24 protein-coding genes are annotated in these 21,019 nt (G+C 68.3%); 16 read left to right on the top strand and 8 right to left on the bottom strand.

Annotation, left to right across the window (positions count from 1 at the left end; genetic code table 11):
* Window positions 1-33: 33 nt before the first annotated feature.
* Window positions 34-285 carry a helix-turn-helix domain-containing protein gene (locus LT972_RS07350; protein WP_232572572.1) on the bottom strand — a complete coding sequence of 84 codons (252 nt, stop codon included), beginning with the start codon at window positions 283-285 and terminating at the stop codon, window positions 34-36.
* Between the two features lie 266 nt (window positions 286-551).
* Between LT972_RS07350 and LT972_RS07345 the strand changes: the two genes are divergently transcribed.
* From LT972_RS07345 to LT972_RS07275, 15 genes are all read left to right on the top strand, one after another.
* Complete coding sequence (locus LT972_RS07345; RefSeq protein ID WP_232572570.1) at window positions 552-953, top strand: hypothetical protein; 402 nt, start codon at window positions 552-554, stop codon at window positions 951-953.
* The gene (locus tag LT972_RS07340) at window positions 953-1,243 is read left to right on the top strand and encodes a winged helix-turn-helix domain-containing protein (RefSeq protein ID WP_232572569.1); all 291 of its coding nucleotides are present in this window, start codon (window positions 953-955) and stop codon (window positions 1,241-1,243) included. Before LT972_RS07345 ends, LT972_RS07340 begins: the two co-directional genes overlap by 1 nt.
* Entirely contained in the window at window positions 1,240-1,386 is a 147-nt protein-coding gene (locus LT972_RS07335) for a hypothetical protein (protein WP_232572567.1), read from the top strand. Before LT972_RS07340 ends, LT972_RS07335 begins: the two co-directional genes overlap by 4 nt.
* Window positions 1,383-1,649: a hypothetical protein gene (locus tag LT972_RS07330; protein WP_232572566.1), complete on the top strand. Its 267-nt coding sequence runs from the start codon at window positions 1,383-1,385 to the stop codon at window positions 1,647-1,649. Before LT972_RS07335 ends, LT972_RS07330 begins: the two co-directional genes overlap by 4 nt.
* Entirely contained in the window at window positions 1,646-2,239 is a 594-nt protein-coding gene (locus tag LT972_RS07325; protein ID WP_232572565.1) for a J domain-containing protein, read from the top strand. Before LT972_RS07330 ends, LT972_RS07325 begins: the two co-directional genes overlap by 4 nt.
* Entirely contained in the window at window positions 2,232-2,504 is a 273-nt protein-coding gene (locus LT972_RS07320) for a hypothetical protein (protein WP_232572564.1), read from the top strand. Before LT972_RS07325 ends, LT972_RS07320 begins: the two co-directional genes overlap by 8 nt.
* Before the next feature lie 2 nt (window positions 2,505-2,506).
* Entirely contained in the window at window positions 2,507-2,686 is a 180-nt protein-coding gene (locus LT972_RS07315; protein ID WP_232572563.1) for a hypothetical protein, read from the top strand.
* Window positions 2,683-3,759 carry a tyrosine-type recombinase/integrase gene (locus LT972_RS07310; RefSeq protein WP_232572562.1) on the top strand — a complete coding sequence of 359 codons (1,077 nt, stop codon included), beginning with the start codon at window positions 2,683-2,685 and terminating at the stop codon, window positions 3,757-3,759. The genes LT972_RS07315 and LT972_RS07310 overlap by 4 nt, the downstream gene beginning before the upstream one ends.
* A 508-nt stretch (window positions 3,760-4,267) precedes the next feature.
* Window positions 4,268-6,217, top strand: a complete 1,950-nt coding sequence (gene acs, locus LT972_RS07305) for an acetate--CoA ligase (RefSeq protein WP_232572561.1) — start codon at window positions 4,268-4,270, stop codon at window positions 6,215-6,217.
* A gap of 129 nt (window positions 6,218-6,346) precedes the next feature.
* Window positions 6,347-8,158: a bacterio-opsin activator domain-containing protein gene (locus LT972_RS07300; RefSeq protein ID WP_232572560.1), complete on the top strand. Its 1,812-nt coding sequence runs from the start codon at window positions 6,347-6,349 to the stop codon at window positions 8,156-8,158.
* 207 nt (window positions 8,159-8,365) lie between these two features.
* Window positions 8,366-10,366, top strand: a complete 2,001-nt coding sequence (gene acs, locus LT972_RS07295) for an acetate--CoA ligase (protein WP_232572557.1) — start codon at window positions 8,366-8,368, stop codon at window positions 10,364-10,366.
* 54 nt (window positions 10,367-10,420) lie between these two features.
* On the top strand, window positions 10,421-10,828 hold the full coding sequence (locus LT972_RS07290) for a DUF4212 domain-containing protein (RefSeq protein WP_232572555.1): 408 nt from the start codon (window positions 10,421-10,423) through the stop codon (window positions 10,826-10,828).
* On the top strand, window positions 10,825-12,516 hold the full coding sequence (locus LT972_RS07285; protein WP_232572553.1) for a sodium:solute symporter family transporter: 1,692 nt from the start codon (window positions 10,825-10,827) through the stop codon (window positions 12,514-12,516). Before LT972_RS07290 ends, LT972_RS07285 begins: the two co-directional genes overlap by 4 nt.
* Before the next feature lie 4 nt (window positions 12,517-12,520).
* Complete coding sequence (locus LT972_RS07280) at window positions 12,521-12,997, top strand: universal stress protein (RefSeq protein ID WP_232572552.1); 477 nt, start codon at window positions 12,521-12,523, stop codon at window positions 12,995-12,997.
* Window positions 12,994-13,209 (top strand): hypothetical protein, encoded by a 216-nt coding sequence (locus LT972_RS07275; protein ID WP_232572550.1) that lies wholly within the window; start codon window positions 12,994-12,996, stop codon window positions 13,207-13,209. Before LT972_RS07280 ends, LT972_RS07275 begins: the two co-directional genes overlap by 4 nt.
* 27 nt (window positions 13,210-13,236) lie before the next feature.
* Here the strand turns inward: LT972_RS07275 and LT972_RS07270 are convergent, their stop codons facing one another.
* The 3 genes from LT972_RS07270 to LT972_RS07260 all read right to left on the bottom strand — a co-directional run bounded on the left by LT972_RS07270 (window position 13,237) and on the right by LT972_RS07260 (window position 15,019).
* Window positions 13,237-13,677 carry a type II toxin-antitoxin system VapC family toxin gene (locus tag LT972_RS07270; RefSeq protein WP_232572548.1) on the bottom strand — a complete coding sequence of 147 codons (441 nt, stop codon included), beginning with the start codon at window positions 13,675-13,677 and terminating at the stop codon, window positions 13,237-13,239.
* The gene (locus LT972_RS07265) at window positions 13,674-13,949 is read right to left on the bottom strand and encodes a hypothetical protein (protein WP_232572546.1); all 276 of its coding nucleotides are present in this window, start codon (window positions 13,947-13,949) and stop codon (window positions 13,674-13,676) included. The genes LT972_RS07270 and LT972_RS07265 overlap by 4 nt, the downstream gene beginning before the upstream one ends.
* Before the next feature lie 62 nt (window positions 13,950-14,011).
* A complete protein-coding gene (locus tag LT972_RS07260) occupies window positions 14,012-15,019 on the bottom strand; it encodes an aldo/keto reductase (RefSeq protein WP_232572544.1) in 1,008 nt (335 codons plus the stop codon).
* A 144-nt stretch (window positions 15,020-15,163) separates the two neighbouring features.
* Between LT972_RS07260 and LT972_RS07255 the strand changes: the two genes are divergently transcribed.
* The gene (locus LT972_RS07255) at window positions 15,164-15,466 is read left to right on the top strand and encodes a HalOD1 output domain-containing protein (protein WP_232572542.1); all 303 of its coding nucleotides are present in this window, start codon (window positions 15,164-15,166) and stop codon (window positions 15,464-15,466) included.
* Window positions 15,467-15,503: 37 nt separating this feature from the next.
* On the opposite strand, the gene LT972_RS07250 is transcribed toward LT972_RS07255, so the two are convergent.
* The 4 genes from LT972_RS07250 to glpA form a co-directional block, all read right to left on the bottom strand.
* Complete coding sequence (locus LT972_RS07250) at window positions 15,504-16,172, bottom strand: helix-turn-helix domain-containing protein (protein ID WP_232572541.1); 669 nt, start codon at window positions 16,170-16,172, stop codon at window positions 15,504-15,506.
* A gap of 167 nt (window positions 16,173-16,339) precedes the next feature.
* Complete coding sequence (locus LT972_RS07245) at window positions 16,340-17,716, bottom strand: anaerobic glycerol-3-phosphate dehydrogenase subunit C (protein WP_232572538.1); 1,377 nt, start codon at window positions 17,714-17,716, stop codon at window positions 16,340-16,342.
* Window positions 17,713-18,987, bottom strand: coding sequence for a glycerol-3-phosphate dehydrogenase subunit GlpB (gene glpB, locus LT972_RS07240; RefSeq protein WP_232572536.1), 1,275 nt, complete (start codon window positions 18,985-18,987; stop codon window positions 17,713-17,715). The genes LT972_RS07245 and glpB overlap by 4 nt, the downstream gene beginning before the upstream one ends.
* On the bottom strand, window positions 18,977-20,710 hold the full coding sequence (glpA, locus tag LT972_RS07235; RefSeq protein ID WP_232572535.1) for an anaerobic glycerol-3-phosphate dehydrogenase subunit GlpA: 1,734 nt from the start codon (window positions 20,708-20,710) through the stop codon (window positions 18,977-18,979). Before glpA ends, glpB begins: the two co-directional genes overlap by 11 nt.
* Between the last annotated feature and the right edge of the window lie 309 nt (window positions 20,711-21,019).

The following is a 21,019-nucleotide window of genomic DNA, read 5'->3' as shown; positions in this document are numbered from 1 at the left end:
TCGCTCTCGACGTGATGCTCGTAGCAGCAACAATCAGTCGTCTTCGAGGGCGTCCGTCGGCAGGTCGCCCTCCAACCACGCACGACCGCGCTCCGAGAGCTGGTAGACACCGCGAGTTTCGTCCGCGTGTTCAATCAGGTCGTGTTCCCGGAGCGTCAGAACGTGCTCACGAACTGCTTGGTGGCCCCAATCGACGTTCTCGGCTATCATCGCGGGAGTCAGTCGCAGTTCCCGGTTGCCTTCGTTCCAGAGGCGTTCGAGGATGTCTCTGTCGACGGGAGTCATCCAATCAGCCAACCGGGGCATCGCCATGTGAGTACCGACCAACCGGGAGCCGTATTACTATTTTCATGCCGCCGGTTTGGCAAACCATTCAGTCAATGCAACAAACTGGACAGTTGGTAAAGACTAAGTGGGCGACAAACTGTGTGGTTTGTAACGAGGTGACTTGCGGACCCGTCGCTCCCCGATGGGTCCTTCGAGAGAAGTCGCGGACCCCGCTGCTGGGACAGCGGGCCCGCATGGAGCCTCGTAGATCAGGTACGAGACTCATGTTCGAATCCAACGACGACAGGGAAGAGTTTTCTGTTGCACAGCGCCGCGACCACCGACACGACGACGATGGCTGTCCGAAGTGCGGCGGCCCGATTCAGGCGGTCACTCGCTGCGGGCCGACGGATGTCGTGATTCAGCCCTGCGGGCACAGCGTCTCGCAGACCCTCGCTCGTGACTTCCCGCGAGCCCGCGACGAGCGTGCTCGCGCTGATGGCGGCGAAGTCGAGTGCGAGGTGCCGGAGGTCGACGAACACTGCGGCTCGGTCCAGATCGTCCTCGACGAAGAGGATAACGTGGTCGCGATGTGCTGGGAGTGCCGCCGCCGGTTCGGCTACCAGCGCGTCATCGACGAGGACCCGGACCCGGCGATGGCCGACGGTGGCGAGGTGATGGAGTGATGTCGGCTGACGCTTCCGAATCCGAGGGTGTTGACTGGGCGCAGTACGGCTACGTCGAAGCTTCCGACCACCGCACTCGGGTCGTCGACGCGCTCCACTCCGAAGGGCCGGCGACGCCCACGACGCTCAGCGAGCGCACCGGTCTCGACGTGACGCACGTCTCCCGGACGCTTCGTGACCTCAGCGAGGAGTCGATTGTCGAACTGCTTGTGCCCGAAGAGCGCACGAAGGGACGCATCTACGGGCTCACCGACGCGGGCGAGGCGGTCGCCGTGGAGGTGGCCGCATGACCGACGACCAGTGTGACGGCTGCGGACTCCGCGACGGGTCCGTCCGCGAACTACTCGTGGAGAACCCGGACGGCACCGTCACGGTCTGCGACGACTGCGAGGACGACCTCCGCGCCAACGTAGTCCGCGAGGTGGAAGCATGAGCGAGTCCTACCAAGACCAGTACGAACGCCGGCTCCTCGGAGAGAAGATGGTGACGTGGCAGTGTGGCGTCGCGGCGAACCCCGAGTTCGACGAGGACGACCCCGAGTTCTGCGACCACGAGCCGGAGGAAATCGAACTCGATGAGCCCGCGTACCGCGACGGTCAGAAGATCGTCGTTCCGGGTCGACCGAGTCACTGTCCGGAGTGCGGGAATCCGCACGACTTCCGATTCAACGGTTGCTCGGTGGTGTTCGGCGTATGACCGGGCTCGACTGGCCGACCGGCTTCGAGCGTACGGAGCCCGTAAACCGGGAGCGCACGACGAAGTTCCAGGCGTCGATCGCGTCGACGACGAGCGCCATCGAGACGGAGATGGGTCGCCTCGACCCGAGCAACTGGAAGGTCTCGACCGGCAGCGGTGGGGCGCACACGAAGCGGAGCGGGCTTCCGAAGCACTCCGCGAACCCGAGCGACCCCGGCGTCGTGCTCCGGTGGACGAAGGACGGCGAGCAGTTCGCCGTCGCCTGCGACGCCTACGCGAAGCTTCGGGACAACCTCCGGTCGGTCTACCTCTGGGTTCACGAGACCCGGATGCGGAGCCAGCGTCCCGTCGAGACCGGCGAGAGCGAGTTCGCCGCCGCACGCCTCCCGCCAGCCGACGAAGACAGTGAGGCGGTCGTCGCGGCCGCTGAGCCCGCCCACGAAGTCCTCGAAGTCGCTCCCGACGCCGACGACGGCGTCGTCAAGGCGGCGTACCGAGAGAAGCTGAAGGACGCCCACCCAGACCAGGGCGGGAGTAGCGCCGAGGTACACCGAATCCGGAACGCGAAGGAGGCGATGCTCGATGAGTAAGCGCCGCTACCGGCTCGTCTGCGACGAGTGCGGCGTCATCGAGTCGGACATGACTTCGGACGGCCTGTTCACGCGCCCGAAAGCCGAGCGTCGCGCTGGCTTCCACGAGGGCGCGCTCGAACACGAGGTGGACGTCGAGGTCGCCGAGGAGACGCCCGAGTTCCTCTGTCCCGGTTGCAACCTCAAGCTCACTGGAACTGACGAGCGCGACGAGCACGCCGAGGTTGAGCCCGGCATCAAGCCAGAAGCGTTCGTGAGGGTCTGACCATGTCACGAACACCTATCTGGAAGAGTGAGAACGCGACGGTCGTCCTCGACGACGAGGGGGTAACGACTCGACACGAGGACGTCACCGTTCGCGTTCACCACGGCTGGGTCATCGTCGAGGACCTTGGCGAGACGCAGGGCATCCCACGGCGGCGCGTCGAGGAGGTGTACGAGCGGTGAGCCGCGACCGGCGGCCGGAGCCGTCCGAGATGGAGATTCGCGATGCCATCCGCCGATACCTCCGGCGTCGAAAGCCCGATGCCACCGACAAGAGCATCGAGGGCTGGCGGTACCGGCTAAAACTCTTCGCGGAGTGGTGCGAGGGCGTCGACATCTTCCGTGTCGGCCAACTCCAGGCCTACGACCTCGACGAGTACTACGAACTCCGCTCCGCGGAAATCGCGCCCGTCACCTTGGAGGGCGAGATGTGGACGCTCTCGATGTTCCTGGAGTTCCTCGAAGACATCGACGCCGTCGACGACGGCCTCTCTGACGCCGTCCGCATTCCCGACCTCGACCCGAGCGAACGTAGCTCGGACACGAAGCTCGCCACCGACGACGCGCTGGCGCTCCTGAACTACTACCGGAACAGCGACCAGTACGGAAGTCGCGGCCACGCCTTCCTCGAACTCGCGTGGATAACTGGTGCTCGTCAGAGCGGACTCCGCGCACTCGACATGCGGGACGTTCATCTCGACGACGAGCCGTGGGTCGACTTCCGCCACCGACCGGACACCGACACCGGTCTGAAGAACAAGCTCGCGGGCGAGCGTCCGGTTGCGCTTCCCGAGGAGGTTGCCGACGTCCTTCGGACGTACCTCCAGGTGTACCGCCACGACGTTCACGATGATCACGGTCGCCAGCCGTTCCTCGCGTCCCGAAGTGGCCGCCCGCGAGAGAACACGCTCCGGAACTGGAGTTACCTCGCCACGCAGCCGTGCCTTCACTCCGAGTGTCCGCACGGGAAGGACCGCGAGGGATGCGAGTGGACGAACTACCACGAAAGTTCGAAGTGCCCGTCGAGTCGCGCGCCCCACCACGTCCGGACGGGCGCTATTACGTGGATGCTGAACCGCGGGTGGCCGCCTGAGGACGTGGCCGAGCGCGTGAACGCGACTGTGGACACCATTGAGACACACTACGACAAGGCTGACCTCGACGAGCGGCGTCGGCGGCTCCGCCAGCGGATGGAGCAGCGCCGCCGCCCACTTCTCGACGACCTCGACATCACGGAGGACACCAATGAAGACTAACACTCAGAACCCGGCGAACAGCACCCGAAACCACACGACAGCGCGATGTTTCTACGCGCGCCCGGCCCGCTTCTGCGAGGAACGTAGGTGACGAGCGGAGCGGGTAGCGATTTGAACCCGGACAGACGCAGCGCGAACGGCGTGAGCGACCGTCTGTCTTCGGTTCAATATCGCGCCCGGCCCGCTTTTCAGTGGCTCGCGACGGAGAGTGCCGCGTGTGTCGCTCTCCGAGCGGTCGCGGTGTGACGTTGGCAAGCGATTTGGACGAGACGAGTCCCAGTCCGCACAGCGTAGCGAGCAGGAACGCCTCGGCGTGGTTCGATATCTCGTTCGGTCCGCTTCGCTGACGAACTCCTCGGCGAGCACCGCGTAGCGTGGGTGTCGGGTCGTCGGTTCGCGTTTGGGGCGCGGTAGTTGGCTGTCGGTCGTCGGTCGACGGCGGGGGTGCTGGTGTGTCGTTTGCCCCGAGGCCGAACGTTTATTCGCGGGCGGACGTAGTGGGAGGCGAATGGTTGGCGAGGAGCGGGTGCCGAGCGACGGCGAGCGCGTCGAGCCGCCGGCGTCGTTCGTGGCGCAGGCGAACGTGAGCGATGGGTGCGTCCGGGCCGAGTTCGCGGATAACTGGCCGGGGGCGTGGGAGCGCGCCGCCGACCTGCTGGACTGGGAGACGGAGTACGACACCGTGTTGGGCGGCGACGGGCCGCCGTTCCGGTGGTTCGAGGGCGGCGAACTGAACGCGAGTTACAACTGCGTGGACCGCCACCTCGACGAGCGGAAGAATCAGGTGGCGTTGACGTGGGAGGGCCGCCTCGGGGAGTCGCGGACGTACTCGTATCTGGAGCTGTACCGGGAGGTCAACGAGTTCGCGGCGGCGCTGCGGGAGTTGGGCGTCGAGGAGGACGACGTCGTCACACTCTATCTGCCCGTCGTGCCGGAGTTGCCGATTGCAATGCTGGCGTGTGCGCGCATCGGCGCGCCCCACTCCGTGGTGTTCGCGGGGTTCTCCGCGGACGCGCTCGCGACGCGCATGGAGGCGGCGGACTCCGAGTATCTCGTGACCTGCGACGGCTACTATCGGCGCGGGGCGCCCGTCCACCAGAAGAACAAGGCGGACAACGCGGCCATCGCGGTGGACGGCGACGTGGAGGCGACCGTCGTCGTGGACCGCCTCGGGGACGACACGCCGCTGGCCGAGAACGAGTACGACTACTGCGAGTTGGTGACGGCCCACAGGGGCGAGACGGTCGAGCCGGTGCCGCGGGACGCGAGCGACCAGTTGTTCCTCATCTACACGTCGGGGACGACGGGCGAGCCGACCGGCGTGCGGCACACGACGGGCGGGTATTTGTCGTACGCGGCGTGGACGAGTCACGCCGTCCTCGACATCGAGCCCGCGGACACGCACTGGTGTTCGGCGGACATCGGCTGGATTACGGGGCACACGTACACGGTGTACGGGCCGCTCGCGCTCGGGACGACGACGATGCTGTACGAGGGGACGCCGGACCACCCGGAGAAAGACCGCGTGTGGGAACTCATCGAGCGGAACGCCGTGGACGTGTTCTACACGGCGCCGACCGCCATCCGGGCGTTCATGAAGTGGGGGGAGGAGCATCCGGAGCGACACGACCTCTCTTCGCTGCGCCTGCTCGGTACGGTTGGCGAACCCATCAATCCGCGGGCGTGGAAGTGGTACCACGAGCACATCGGGAACGGCGAGTGCCCCATCGTGGACACGTGGTGGCAGACCGAGACCGGCGGGACGATGGTGACGACGCTCCCCGGCGTGGACGACATGAAGCCGGGCGCGGCGGGGCCGCCGTTGCCGGGCGTCGGCGCGGCGGTCGTGGACGCGCGCGGGAATCCGGTGGAACCGGGCGAGACCGGCTACCTCGTGTTGACCGAGCCGTGGCCGGGGATGCCGGTGTCGATGGCGGAGAACGAGGGATGGTTCGCGGAGCGCAGTTCCGTGCGGCCGTCCCTGGACGGCTACGACTGGGCGTACTTCACTGAGGACGGCGCGACGGTCGACGAGGACGGCTACGTCACGCTGCTCGGGCGCGTGGACGACGTCATCAACGTCTCCGGCCACCGGTTCGGGACGATGGAGATAGAGAGCGTGCTCGCCGACGTGGCGGGCGTCGCGGAGGCCGCGGTCGTCAGCGGCCCCCACGACTTGAAGGGCGAAGCCGTCTACGCGTACGTCAGCGCCGCCGAGGGCGCCGACGCCGACGAACTCAGAGCGCAGGTGACGGACGCCGTGGAGGCGGCCATCGGCCCCATCGCCGTCCCGGACGCGGTCGTGTTCACGCCCGAGTTGCCGAAGACGCGCTCCGGGAAGGTGATGCGTCGCCTGCTGGAGGCGGTGACCCACGGCGACGACCTCGGGGACACGAGCGCGCTCCGGAACCCCGAGGTCGTCGGCGAAATCGAGTCCTCGCTCGACCGGTCGTCCTGACCCTACGTTTCGCGGACGTTTCGTATCACGAAACGGAATTCGGGCTGTCGGCTGCAATTTCTGCTGAAAAACTCCGTTTCGCGCCGGAGCGCAATATTCATGTTTCGCGTCGATGTACGCAGACGAAAGATGTCCGAGTCGCCGCAGTCCGCGGTGTCGCTGTCGACGGACGACTACCGGCGACTCCGGCGCGCCACCGAGACCCACCGCGAGGAACTCGTCGTACGCCTCGCGGGCGAAGTCGGCCTCCGGCCGGCCGAAGTCGTGCGCGTCCGCCCGTCGGACGCGACGACCCACCGCCGGAACGGCGTCGACCACCACCTCCTCTGCGTTCCAAACGGCGACGGCGACACCGCGCGGCGCGCGTACCTCCCGGCGGACGTCGAACACGACCTGCGCCAGTACGCCCGCACCGCCGGCGTCGCGGCCGACGACCCGCTCGTCGACGTCTCCGCGCGACGCGTGCAGATGCTCGTCTCGGAGGTCGCCGACCGCGCCGCCGACCGAGCGGGCGACCCGCGACTCCGCGAGGCGTCCTCGCAGACGCTCCGCGCGTTCTTCGCGCGCCGACTGCTCGTCGACGAGGGCGTCGACCCGCGCGTCGTCGCGTCCGTGGGCGGGTGGTCGAGTCTCGCGAGCCTCGACCAGTACCTCGGCGACACCGACCCGGAGCCGGAGGCCGTCGCTGACGCGTTCGCGCCGACGGCGCTCGCACCGCCGGACGCGACGGCGGCGACGGCCACGTCCTCCGGGCCGCGATTCGAAGCGGTGTTCGACCGCGCTCGGGCGGTCGCCGACGCGCTCGACGCGGCGTCGACCCGCGAGGAGGTCGAATCCCGAGTCTGCGAGACGCTGGTCGAGGACGGCGCGTACGCGGCGGCGTGGGTCGGCGCGTCGCGCGGGGAGGCCGTCGACGTCGCGGCGGCCGCGGACGCCGGTGCGCCCGACGGAGTCGGGGACGGCGCGGTCGCGGCGGCGCTGCGGACCGAGCGCGTCCACACGACGGGGGACGTCGGCGCCGACGCCGAGTTCGCGGCGTGGCGCGAGCACGCCGAGCGAGCGGGGTACCGCGCCGCGGCCGCGGTTCCGGTGGTGGACGGCGAGACGACGTACGGCGTCCTCGGCGTCGGCGCCGACGTCGGCGAGTTCGGGGAGCGCGAGCGCGCGCTGCTCGCGGACCTCGGGCGTCGCGTCGGGCGCGCGCTGACGGTCGTCGAACAGCGCAAGCTCCTGCTCGCGGACACCGTCGTGGAGGTCGCGTTCGAGACCGACGCCGGGCGTTCGTTTTTCGCGCGAGCGGCGGCCGAGCACGGCTGCGAACTCGAACTCGACGGCGTGGTGCCGGGCGAGGACCAGTCGCTGCTGTACTTCGTGACGCTTCGAGGGGCGGCCGCGGGCGACGTGTTGTCGTGGGCGACCGACGAGTCGGCGGTCGACGACGCCCGCCTCGTCCGAGACTACGGGGACGAGGCGCTCCTCGAAGTCGTGTTGTCGGGGCCGGACGTGGCGAAGGCGCTGACCGAACGCGGCGCGACCGTGCGGGAGTTGGTGGCCGACGCGGACGGTCAGCGCGTCGTCGGCGAGGTGCCCGCGGACGCCGACGTGCGGGCGCTCGCGGACGACTTGGCGGGGGCGTTCCCCGGCGTCGAGCTGGTGTCGAAACGCGAGCGGGAGCGCTCCGGGGAGACGCGGGGCGCGTTCCGGGCGTCGCTCCACGAGTCGCTGACCGACAAGCAGGCGGCGGTGCTGCAGGCGGCCTACCACGCCGGCTACTTCGAGTGGCCGCGCGGGAGCACCGCAGAGGAGTTGGCCGACGCCATCGGCATCACGTCGCCGACGCTCCACAACCACCTGCGGCGCGCCCAGCAGAAACTCCTCACCGCGTTCTTCGAGGACGACGACCCGACGCTCGACGCGGAGTCGCCGTGGCCCGACCGCTAACTGTTTAGTGTTCCCCGCGGCGCGCGAGCGGCTCGCGGGACGCCGGGGCGCCGTGGCGGCACCGACCTGTGGGCCGTCGGCGCCACGCGAGGTGCGCGCTATCCGCCGATTGCACCGTTCTACGGGCGTTTCTATTCGTCCGTGCCGACGGTTGGCATAATTAGCGGCGTCACTTAACATGGATGTTCCAATGGGTAGTGATGGATCATGACAGAGCAGGACGCGGCCGGCGAACTGGAGGCGCGCCTGACCGAGCAGGACAGTTTCGAGCCGCCGGAATCCTTCGTGGAGCAGGCGAACGTCTCGGACCCCGGCATCTACGAGGAGTTCGAGGAGAACTGGCCGGGGGCGTGGGAGCGCGCCGCCGACCTACTCGACTGGGAGTCCGGATACGACGAGGTGCTAGACGACTCGAACCCGCCGTTCTACGAGTGGTTCACCGGCGGCGAACTCAACGCGAGTTACAACTGCGTCGACCGACACGTAGCCGAGGGCCGGGGCGACGAGGCCGCCATCGAGTGGGTGGGTGAACCGACCGAGGAGGACGACCGCACGTACACGTACGCGGAACTCCAGACCGAAGTCGAGGAGTTCGCGGCGGCGCTGCGGGAGTTGGGCGTCGAGGAGGACGACGTCGTCACCCTCTACATGCCGATGATTCCGGAGTTGCCGGTGGCGATGCTGGCGTGTGCGCGCATCGGCGCACCGCACTCCGTCGTCTTCGCCGGCTTCTCCGCGGACGCGCTCGCCACGCGCATGAACGCCGCCGACTCGGAGCACCTGGTCACGTGTGACGGCTACTACCGGCGTGGCGACCCACTCGACCACTTCGAGAAGGCCAGCGAGGGGCTGGCGGGCGTCGAACACGACGTGAGCGACGTCGTGGTCGTGGACCGCCTCGGCGACGACGGCTTCGGCCACGACCTCGCCGACAACCACCACGACTACGACGACCTCGTCGCTGACCACGAGGGCGCGAGCGTGGAGCCGGTGACGCGGGACGCCGAGGACATGCTGTTCCTCATGTACACGTCCGGCACCACCGGGGAGCCGAAGGGCGTCAAGCACACGACCGGCGGCTACCTCTCGTACGCGGCGTGGACGAGTCACGCCGTCCTCGACATCAAGCCCGAGGACACCTACTGGTGTTCGGCGGACATCGGCTGGATTACCGGCCACTCCTACATCGTGTACGGCCCGCTCGCGCTCGGCACGACCACCGTAATGTACGAGGGCACTCCCGACTACCCCAACGAGGACCGCCTCTGGGAAATCGTCGAGGAGTACGAGACGACCCAACTGTACACGGCGCCGACGGCGATTCGGGCGTTCATGAAGTGGGGCGCGGAGTACCCCGAGCAACACGACCTCTCTTCGCTGCGCCTGCTCGGCACGGTTGGCGAACCCATCAATCCGCGGGCGTGGAAGTGGTACTACAAGCATATCGGCGGCGAGGACTGTCCCATCGTGGACACGTGGTGGCAGACCGAGACCGGCGGCATGATGGTCACCACACTCCCCGGCGTGGGCGACATGAAACCCGGTTCCGCGGGTCCGGCGCTCCCCGGCGTGGACGCGCGCGTCGTGGACACCAAAGGCGACGAGGTAGAACCCGGACGCGCGGGCTACCTCACGGTAGACAAGCCGTGGCCGGGGATGTTGCGCACGCTGTACAACAACGACGAGCGGTTCGTCTCCGAGTACTGGACCGAGTACTCGGATACGGAGTCGAGTGACGCCGAGGACTGGGTGTACTTCCCGGAGGACGGGGCGAAAATAGACGACGACGGCTACATTACGGTCTTGGGGCGCGTGGACGACGTCATCAACGTCTCCGGGCACCGCCTCGGCACGATGGAAATCGAGTCCGCCATCGTCGGCGTCGAGGGCGTCGCCGAGGCCGCCGTCGTCGGCGGCGACCACGACCTGAAGGGCGAAGCCGTCTACGCGTACGTCCTCACGGAGGACGGCCACGATGGCGACGAAGACCTGCGCGAGGAAATCATCGAGGGGGTGGAGGACGCCATCGGCCCCATCGCGCGCCCGGAAGCCGTCGTGTTCACGCCGGAACTCCCGAAGACCCGCTCCGGGAAAATCATGCGCCGCCTGCTGGAGGACATCGCCAACGGCGAGGACCTCGGTGACACCTCCACGCTCCGCAACCCCAGCGTCGTCGACGACATCCAGGCGAAGGTCAGCGAGGACTGAACCGCTTCTCGACTTTCACAGGACGACACCCGACAATCGAACACACCACCGACAATGACAGACAACGACACGCACGATACGACGGACGAATCGACCGCCGAGACCGACGGCGGCACGGTCACCGGGACCGGGCAGAGCCACGGCGAGACCGACTACCTAGACTCGGAGGTGAACCTCCTCCGACCCAGCACGCCGTTCATGCGCGACCACCTCCGCGTCATCTGGACGGGGTTCGCCATCTGGGCCGTCGTCGTCTTCGGTCCGGTGACGCTCACCGCCGTCGCGCCCGACGTGATGACGACGACGATGCCGGTGATTGGCTTCCCGCTGCACTACTTCCTCGTCGGCATCGGCGCGCCCGCCGGCGCGCTCATTCTCGCGTTCTGGTACGCGCGCAAACGCGACGCCCTCGACGAGAAGTACGGCATCGAACACGGCGCTGACGGAGGTGCGTCGGAATGAACACCATCCTCGCGCAGACCGGCCTGCTCCCCGAGGGGCTGAGCGTCTCGTTCAAACTCCTCCCCGCGATTCTCGTCACGGCGATGCTGGCGCTGTTCCTCGCCATCGGCTACGTGTTCAAGGTCGCCGACACCGAGGGCATGTGGGTCGCCGGGCGCTCCATCGGGAACGTCGAGAACGGCATGGCAATCGGCGCGAACTGGATGTCCGCGGCCTCGTACCTCGGGATGGCGGCGCTCATCGCGCTCTCCGGGTTCTACGGGCTCGCGTTCGTCGTCGGCTGGTCGACCGGGTACTTCATCCTCCTCATCTTCATGGCCGCCCAGATGCGGCGGTTCGGGAAGTACACCGCGCCCGACTTCGTCGGCGACCGATTCAACTCCGACACCGCGCGCGCCATCGCCGCAATCACCACGTTCCTCATCGGGTTCGTGTACGCCATCGGGCAGGCCCGCGGGATGGGTCTGGTCGGCCTCTACATCTTCGGCGACCTCGGCATTCTCGGCCTCACGGGCTACCAGTCGATGGTCGTCGTGATGATGACGATAACCGTCGGCTACCTCACCCTCTCGGGGATGCTCGGCGCGACGAAGAACATGGCCGTGCAGTACGTCATCCTCATCGTCGCGTTCCTCGCCGGCCTCTACGTCGTCGGGTTCGTCAACGGCTACTCGACGGTGCTCCCGCACGTCGAGTACGGCGCGATGTTCGACCAACTGGCCAGCGAGTTCAGCGAACCGTTCGTCAACGAGGGCTACTACCTCTGGATCGCCACCGCGTTCTCGCTCGTCGTCGGGACGTGTGGCCTCCCGCACGTCCTCGTGCGGTTCTACACCGTCGAGAACGAGCGCACCGCGCGCTGGTCGACGGTGTGGGGCCTGTTCTTCATCTGCCTGCTGTACCTCTCCGCGCCCGCGTTCGCGGCGTTCGGCACTGACCTCTACGCGAACGAAATCGGCGCCGTCTACGGCGACCCCGGCATGACGACCGCCGCCGGCGACGTCATCGTCGTGCTCGCCGCCCAACTCTCGAACCTCCCGACGTGGTTCGTCGGGTTCGTCGCCGCGGGCGGCATCGCGGCCGCCATCGCGACCACCGCCGGCCTCTTCATCGCGGGGTCGTCGGCCATCTCCCACGACATCTACAAGGGGCTCATCAACCCCGACGCGACCCAGCGCCAGCAGGTGTTCGTCGGTCGCGCGAGCATCGTCGCGCTCGGCGTCATCACGACGCTCGCGGCGCTCGACCCCGCAGCGCCCATCGCCGCGCTCGTCTCCTACGCGTTCTCGCTCGCCGGCGCCGTCCTCTTCCCGATGTTCTTCCTCGGACTCTGGTGGGAGAACACGAACCGGCAGGGCGCGCTCGCCGGCATGATCACCGGCCTCGTCGTCTGGACGGTGCCGATGATCAACGAGGTGGTGCCGAGTTACGGCATCCTCTCGGGGGCCGCCGGCTCCGACGGCGTCATCTCCGCGACGCTCGCTCAGTGGGTGCCCGCAATCGGCTCCGCGCTCATCGCGGTGCCCCTCGTGTTCGCCGTGACAATCGCCGTCTCGCTGGCCACCTCCGAACCGCCGATGGAGACCAAGAAGATGGTCCGTCAGTGTCACAGCCCCGAGCCGATGGACCGCCAGCAGGCAGCCGAGGACGTCGTGAACACGGACGACTCCACGCCCGCGGACGACTAAGACAATGTACGACAACATCCTGATTCCGACTGACGGCAGCGAGGCAGCCGAGAGCGCGGTCGAACAGGCGGTCGACCTCGCGGCGAAGTACGGGGCGACCGTCCACGCGCTGTACGTCGTGGACGTGGACGCCACGAACCTCTCGCTTGGCACCGAGCAAGTAGACCGCATCCGACAGGGGCGCATCGACGAGATGCCCGAGGTGAAGGCCGAGGCCGAGAAGGCGACCGGCTACGTCGCCGAGGCCGCCGGCGAACGCGGCGTCCCCGTCGAGGAACACGTCAGCGCGGGCAGTCCGGCGCGCGCCATCCGGAAGTTCGTCGAGGACGAGGACGTCGACCTCGTCGTGATGGGAAGCCACGGCCGCTCGGGGCTCTCCCGGGTCGTCCTCGGGAGCGTCGCCGAGAAGGTCCTGCGGCGCACGCGCATCCCCGTGTTAGTCGTGGACGCGCACGCCGACGAGGAGGTGGACGAGGAGTGACGCTCGCCGAGACGGTGCGCGACCACGTCGCCGAACACCACGACGGCATGCTGTTCGACCTCGTGTTCGCCATCATCTGGGTTACCGTCGTCACCATCGTGTTCGGCGCGCTGGACGCGCCACAACTGGTCTACTACGGCGCGCTCGCGAGCGGCGTCGTCGCCTACTACGGGTTCGCGATGTCGATGGACCTCGCGCGCGAGATGAACTGACGCCCCGCTTCCGCTGTTTTCTCCGCCTCACTCGGTCGCGACGTCAGCCGGGTCGAACCGGTGTACTAGCCCGTCGAAGTCGTCGTCGAAACTCAACACGCCGTCGATGCCGCGGCGCTCGCAGAGCGCGACCGTCGTCGCGTCGGTGAAACTCAGCGACTGGTCGTCGTACCGCTCGAAGCACTCCACGGCCGCGTCGAACGCCTGCAGGTCCACGTTCACCAGTTCGTAGACGCTCGGGTACTCGCCCGCGCCGCGGAGGCGCCTGCCGAGGGTCCGAGCGGGCCGGTGGGCTCCGGCCCGCGTCATCGTGAGTGTGACCGCCTCGTCGTACAGGAAGTCGCTGACGTACGGCTGGCCGAGGACGCCGTCGTAAACCGCGTCGAGCGCCGCGCTCGCTGTCTCGTGTCGCGTCGCGTCGGTGTCGTGGTCGGCGTACAGCACGCCCGTGTCGACGAGTACGGTCATCCGTACAGCGCGTCGTCGATGTCGTCCTCGTCGGTCTCGACGCCCGACGAGAACCGTCCCTCCCGCATTCGCTCCTTGTCCGCGTCGGAGAGCGGAACGGTCGAACCACGGAACGATTCGATGACCTCCTCCCGAGAGCCGTACGCGTTCTCGATGAGTCGAGAGAGGAGTTCCTGCTGGGTGACTGACTCGCCCGTCTGCAGGCGAATTTCCGCCTGCAACTCTTCGAGGCGGTCTTTCGCGGCCTCGTCCACCTTCACTGCCGTCGCCATACGTTCAGTTGCGTCCGAAACTCAGTAAACGTTTCCACCGGACTGGTGGGTGGTGGGCCGCGCTACAGACCCGCGTACGGGCCGCCCTTCGACACCGTGAGTCGTTCGACCTGTTCGTCCGAGAGGTCGATGCTCGCGGCCGCGAGGTTCTCTTCGAGTTGGTCGACGGTGCGCGCGCCGACGATGGGCGCCGTCACGCCGTCGCGGTGGCAGAGCCACGCGAGCGCGACCTGCGCCGGGGACGCGTCGACCTCGTCGGCGACGGCGTCGAGTTCGTCGTGGACGTCGAAGTTCTCGTCCGTGAGGTAGTTGTCCGCCCAGCGACTGGACTCGCTCGCGCGGGACTCCCCGGTGAGACCGTCCTCGCGGTCGTACTTCCCGGTGAGAAAGCCCTGCCCGAGGGGGCTCCACGGGCAGACCGCCAGCCCCTCCGAGCGCGCGAACTCCAGGTAGTCTCCTTCGATTTCGCGGTCGACGAGGTTGTACCGGGGCTGGAGGACGGTGAACGGCTCCCAGCCCTCGTTGGCGGCGATTTCGTTGGCCTTCGCGACCTTCCACGCGTTCGGGCGGAGCGTCGACGCGCCGAGGTAGTGGACCTTCCCGTCCTCCACGAGACCGTTCAGCGTCTTCATCAGTTCCTTCGTGGGCGTCTGGTCGTCCCACCGGTGGATGTACAGGACGTCCACGTAGTCGGTGCCGAGGCGGTCGAGCAGCGCGTCGATGCGGTCGCGGACGTTCTTCCGGTTCGTGCCGCGGCTGTTCGGGTCGCCGTCCCGAATCTGCCAGAATATCTTCGACGCGATGGTGTATCGCTCCCGGTCGCGCTCCGAGAGCCAGTCGCCGATCCACTCCTCGCTCTTCCCGCCGCCGTAGATGTCGGCGGTGTCGATGTAGCGCCCGCCCGCCTCGTCGTAGGCGTCGAGGAGTTCGTGGGCGCGCTGCTCGCCGATTTCGACGTTGCCCTCCTCGGTCTCCTTCCCGAAGCGCCACGTCCCGAACTGGAGTTCGCTCGTCTGCAGGCCGGTGTCGCCGAACTGCACGAAGTCGATGGCGTCGTCGCTGTCGCTCATGGTCGTCCCCGTCTACGACCGACCGGGGAAAAAGCGTTCAACAACCGGCAACCGCCCGCGGCCGACCCCCGAGGTGTAGGGACACCCACTAAGGGCGTTCGGGACACTGCGGTACGTGGGGAGTGCGGCGAGGCAGGTGTCAGAATGGTACGTGACCGAGGGACGGACGACGCGACGGTCGAACGGTTCGTCACCGAGCGTGCGTTCGGCGACAACCGGACGCCCACGGAAGCCGTCGTGGACGCGATAAGCGACGCCACGGGACAGGCGCCGACAGACGTCGGACCGCTGTCGGCGGTACTCGACCCGGACGCGTTGGACGCCATCCTCGGCCCGGACGGTCCAACGCCGACGGCTAGAATCTCGTTCACGGTGGATTCGTGTGCGGTGACGGCACACGCCGATGGCCGCATCGTCGTCCTCCCGCAGGGCGGCGAGAACGCGTGACACCCCCCGTCGCGCGTTCCGACCGTCCGCGTTCCCGCTACCGGTCGTTCTGCGAGGCGAACAGGACAGCACAGAGTTTCCGCTCCGCCGCGTGGATGTGCTCGGAGAACGTCGCGGACGTGATGCCGAGTTCGTCGGCGACCTCCTCGCCCGTCGCCTCCCGCGGCCACTCGTAGTAGCCGGCTTCGAAGGCGGCGCGCAACACGTCTCGCTGTCGGTCGGTGAGCTCGGCTCGCGCGACCTGCTGGAAGCCGGTGGCCGAGAACAGCGGCGACACGGCGTCGCGGTCGTGCTTGCGCTCGAGCGACGCCGACGGCATGTCGCGGAGGAACGACTCGACGACGTTCGCGGCGTCGCGCTGGGACGGGATTTCGGCGACGATGCGGCCGTCGCCGTCGGCCGCGTACACCTCTCGGGGGAGCGCGCCGAGTTCGGCGAGGCTGACGGCGGGACACTCGCCGACGACGCGGAACTCGAAGAGCGCGCCGTCGTCGTACTCTCGGAGCAGCGAGGCGGTCACCGTCGCGTGGTCGTCGGCGAGCGCGAGGATTCGGTCCGGGTCGCCGCCGCGGACGTTGAAGAACTCGGCGTAGCGACCGGGACCCCGGGGCGTCATCTCGGCGAGTTCGAAGACGCAGTTTTCCGCGGCGGACGCCCCGACGAACGGGTACGTCTCGTCGGACAGCGAGAACTCGACTTCGGTCACCGACCCGCGGTCTCGAGTCCGCGTTGATTCGGCCATGTCTCGGTCGGGCGGTTCGCGGCCCGCCAGTGTCAGTCTTTTGGCAACGCCTGCACGCGCTCAGGGAGTCGAAAGCCACGAATTCGTCGGTATGGGCGACTGACGACGGGTCCAGCGGGGTCGGTCGGCGGTCACTCGACGAGCGCGGCGTCGAGCAGTTCGAGCGGGTGGCGAATCTCGTAGCCGGTGCCGTGTTCCATCTGCATCGCGCAGGTCGGGCACTCGGTCAGCCCCGTCTCGCCGTCGGCGGCCTCCATGTGGTCGAACATCTCGTCGCCGATTTTCATGGAGGTGTCGTACTTCTCGGCCTTCCAGCCGTAGGTGCCCGAAATGCCCGAACAGGAGTTGCCCACGTCGGTGACGCCGACACCGTCGAGGTCGCCGAACAGTTCGACCGCCTGCCGTTCGAGGCCCTGGTTCCGGGCGTGGCAGGGCGCGTGGTACGCGAACTCGTCGGCGAGGTCGCCCCCGATGTCGGCGTCCGATATCTCGCCCCGGAGGTCCTCGTGGATGCGGAGGTACTCCACGGACTCGAACGTGTTCGACGCCACGTCCTCGATGCCGTCGATGTCGAACAGTTCGGGGTACTCCTGTCTGAGCGCCATCGAGCACGACGTACAGGACGCGATGGCGTCGTAGCCTTGCTCGACGAGGTCGCTCATTGACGAGACGTTCACCTCTGCGTGGCGGCGCGCGTCGTCCAGCATCCCGTTGGCGAACATCGGCGTGCCCGAGCACTTCTGCTCGGGGACGACCACCTCGTAGCCGAAGTGCTCGTACACCCGGACCATCGCCTTCCCCACCTCCGGCGTGTTGTAGTTCGAGTAACAGCCGTGGAAGTACGCCACTCGTTTGTCGGCGTCCGCGGGGAGCCCCCGGACCTCGCGGCGCTCGCGGGCGCGCTCCCGGGAGCCGGCGGCCGCGCCCCGTCGCTCCCACCACTCGCGGAACGTCTCGGTGGCGAACTCGGGGAAGTCGCGCTCGCTCGTGATACCGAAGGCCTTCTCCATCGCCCAGCGCGCCGGCCCGAAGTTCATCGCGAAGTTCGCGACCCGGGGGACCTTGCTCGCCAGCCACGCCGACGCCCGGTAGTTCGCGAGCACGCGATTGCGCCAGTACTCCACCGACGTCTTCGACATCTGCTCGCTGACGTACTCGCCGCGGGCGGTGTTGTGCATCTGGGAGAGCGGGACGCCCGACGGGCAGGCGTCGTCACACCGCATGCAGTTCGAGCAGTCCATCACCGAGTCGTCTATCTCGTGGTCGTCCTCGTCGTCCTGCTGTTTCAGGCGCCACTGCTCCGGCCCCTGGAACTTCGGGCCGGGGAAGTCGTCGTCGACCTCCGCGACCGGACAGTTCGTGTCGCAGGCCGAGCACTTGTAACAGGAGTCGGCGCCGGGCCGCAGGTCGAAGTCGTCGCTGTCGGGGAAGACGTCGACCGGGTCGAAGTCCTCGCCCGCGTTCGGTGCCACCGGGTCGAAGTCGCTGTGGGGTTCTGAGTCACTCATCGTGTGGCCTCCGCCGCCGCCAGGCCGGCCGCGTAGCCGGTCGCGAGCGAGACGCCGCTGCCGGATTTTTCGGCCGCGAAGTCGTAGCCGCCGAGCACCGCGCCCGCCGCCCGCACGTTCTCGAACTCCGGTTCTCCTGCCGAATCGGTCGGTCGCAGGTCGCCGTCCGTCCGCACGCCGAACCGGGCGAAGTCGTGGTCGCCGAACGCGTCGCCGTCGAACCAGTCGTAGCGGTCGTCGGCGTGGGGCACGTGACAGTCGAAGACCGGTTCGTAGACGCGCTCCCGGTCGGATTCCACGCCCTTCCCGACGAGCCCGCCCGTCGCGAGGACGTACTGGTCGGCGCTGTTCGGGATGCGCGCGCCGTTCTTCTCGACGTAGACGCGCTCGACGCGTCCCTCGCCGTCGTAAGCCACGACCGGGTTCCCGGTCTCGATGCTCGCGCCGGCGGCGTCGAGCGCGTCGAACAGCGCGTCTTCGAGGCGTAAGCCGGGGAGCGAAGGCGGCCCCATCGGCACCTCGAAGACGTCCGCGCCGAGTCGGTCTGCGAGGTGAGCGCGCACGCCCGCCGCGTCGTCGTCGCCGAGGACGGCGGGGAAGCCGACGCGCGCCTCGCCGTCTCGCTCGGTGTTCACGCGGTCTGCGAGCGCGTCCCGCGCCGGGCGGTCGCGGCCCCTGACGGCCACGTCGGCGTTCGTATCCAGCAGTTTCGCGTACCGCGTGACCTTCGCGTCGGCGCGCAGGTCGCCGGGGAACGGAACCGTGACGCCTCGCGCGTCGAAGGGGACGCCCGCCGCGTCGAGGTGCGCGGCGGCCCGCGGCGCGTCGAAGTCCACGAGCGACTCGAAGCCCACCAAGAGGACGTCCCGGTCGGCGCTCGCGAGGCCGGCGCTCGCGCTCGCGGGGTAGCGCGCGGTCGGCTTCACGGTGCCGCCGTGGGTCGGCACGAGCGCGTTCCGGTCGGTGTGGGCGCCGAGGTAGTCGTCGGCCGCGTCGTCGAACAGTTCGAGGGCGTCCCGCACCGCGTCGACGCCGACGGTCCGGTACGGGTGGCTCTCGGGGAGGTCGGGAATCGCGTCGAACGGGTCGACGAGCGGGCCGTCGCCGTCGGGCGTGTACCCGAGCACGTCCACGAGCCCCGACGCGCTGGCGAGCGTACTCTGCTTGTAGGAGACGAGACGCACGTCCGCGCCCTCGCGTGCGGCGGCGAGCGCGCTCGTGAGGCCCGCAAGACCGCCACCGACCACCAGCACCTCGGACTCAATCGCCATGCTCGCCTCCGCCGTCCGCGACGGCGTCTCGCTCCGGCCCGGCGTCGAACGCGTCGAAGTCCACGGACTCGCCGTCCGCCGGGTCTCGGTCGCGGTTCTGCGTGGTCGCGTGGAGCGCGTAGTTCAACATCGCCTGCGAGAGCTGTTCGCCCCAGAGCGCGTGGCGCTGGCCCTTCCAGCGCTCCTGGAGGAGTTCGTCCCACGCCGCCCGCGTCGTCGCCTCGTCGAAGTTGCCGTCGCCGGTCGGGTCGTCGGCGCCGTGGAGTTCGTTCGCGAGCCGATGCGAACAGAAGCCGCCCTGACAGTTTCCCATCGACGCTCGCGTGCGGATGCGGACGGCGTTCAGGTCCGACCCGGACTGCGAGATTGCGTCCCCGACTTCGGCGCGCGTGACGCCCTCGCAGTCGCAAACCACGGGGTTCGGTCGGTCGGTCTTCAGCACCTCGTCCGCGCGAGAGCCGAGTCGTTCGACGCTCCGCCGGCCGATGGGCGAGCGCAGACCGAACTCGTCCATGTACTCCCGGAGCACGCTGAACTCCTCGCTGCCCGGGAGTGGCACGTCGGCCGTCTCGCAGTCCGCGCGCACGCCGAACTTCGCGCAGACGTGGTCGCTGATTTCCTCGGCCATCATCCGATAGGTGGTGAACTTCCCGCCGACGATGCTCGTCATCCCCGGCAGGTCGTCGCGGTCCTCGTGGTCGAGGAGGAAGTAGTCCCGCGTGATGTCCGTGGGGTCTTCGCTGCCCACGTCCGGGGGTTCGTACAGCGGGCGCACGCCCCAGAACGACCGAATCGTGCGGGCGTCCGCGAGCATCGGAATCAGCTCCGAGAGCGTGTCTATCATCATGTCGACCTCCCACTGCTCCTCGGGGTAGTCCTCGGGGTCGTCGACCTCCTCGTCGGTCGTCCCGAGGATGGCCGTCGTCTCGTGTGGCACCACGATGTCGGCGTCGCCCTTCGGCCGACAGCGGTTGATGACAGTGTCGACCTGTCGGGTGTTCATGATGGTCATCACGCCCTTCGACGGCCGCACCGCGATGTCGACGCCCGCCATGTCGCCGATGCGGCCCGCCCACGCGCCCGTCGCGTTCACGACGTGGTCGGCGCGAATCTCCTCGGTGCCGCCCTCCGTGCCGTGGACGCGCTTGCCCGCGCCGGAGTCGTGTTCGATCTCGACGCCGACGACCTCACCCGATTCGACGAGCAGGTCGGTGACCGTCGAGTGCGTCTCGATGCGCGCGCCGTGTTCCTGCGCGCTCGCCGCGTTCGCCACGACGAGGCGGAACGGGTCGACCGCGCCGTCGGGCACCCGAATCGCCTTCTCCACGTCCTTCGCGAGGTGCGGTTCGACCTCGCGGGCCTCGGCGCCGGACAGGACCTCGGCGGGAATACCGCAGTCCGCACAGCCCTCCAACTTCTCCTGGAAGTACGCCTCGGAGTCCTCCGGGCGTTTCACGAACAGGCCGCCGGTCTCCTCGACGCAGTGCGCGGCGATGTCCCGGAGCACGCGGTTCTCCGTGATGCACTCCTCGGCGCTCGCGGGGTCGGCGACGGCGTACCGGCCGCCGCTGTGCAGCAGGCCGTGCATCCGCCCCGTCGTGCCGTGTGTCAGGTTCCCCTGCTCGACGAGGGTCACGTCGACGCCGCGCATCGCGAGGTCGCGGGCGACGCCCACCCCGGTGGAACCGCCGCCGACGACGAGGACGTGTGGTGCCGGTGCCATCTGTACGAACGTGGTTCGTGGCCGACCGACTTTATTTCATCGGCGAGCAGCAATCCGCGGTAAACATTTGGGCGGGGGCGCGAGGCCGACCCGTAGCGACGCGACACCGGCGTTCGACTGCGGGGCGGCGCGTGCGAACGGTTTGCTGGCCGGCGAACTAGACGGCGACGTCGCGTTCGGCTCTCTCGCGGCTCGAACCGTGATTCGCGTTCGCCTCTCCGTGTTATCCGGTGACGTGGCGGCGACGCGGGCCGCAGCCCGGCCACCGGTTATCTTTACCTTAACCCCGGAACCACGAGTAATTTTTAT

It is taken from the genome of Halobacterium litoreum (assembly GCF_021233415.1).
Classification (GTDB): Archaea; Halobacteriota; Halobacteria; order Halobacteriales; family Halobacteriaceae; genus Halobacterium; species Halobacterium litoreum.
Note: the sequence above shows the minus strand (reverse complement) of the source record. Positions and strands in the feature narration are given on the sequence as shown.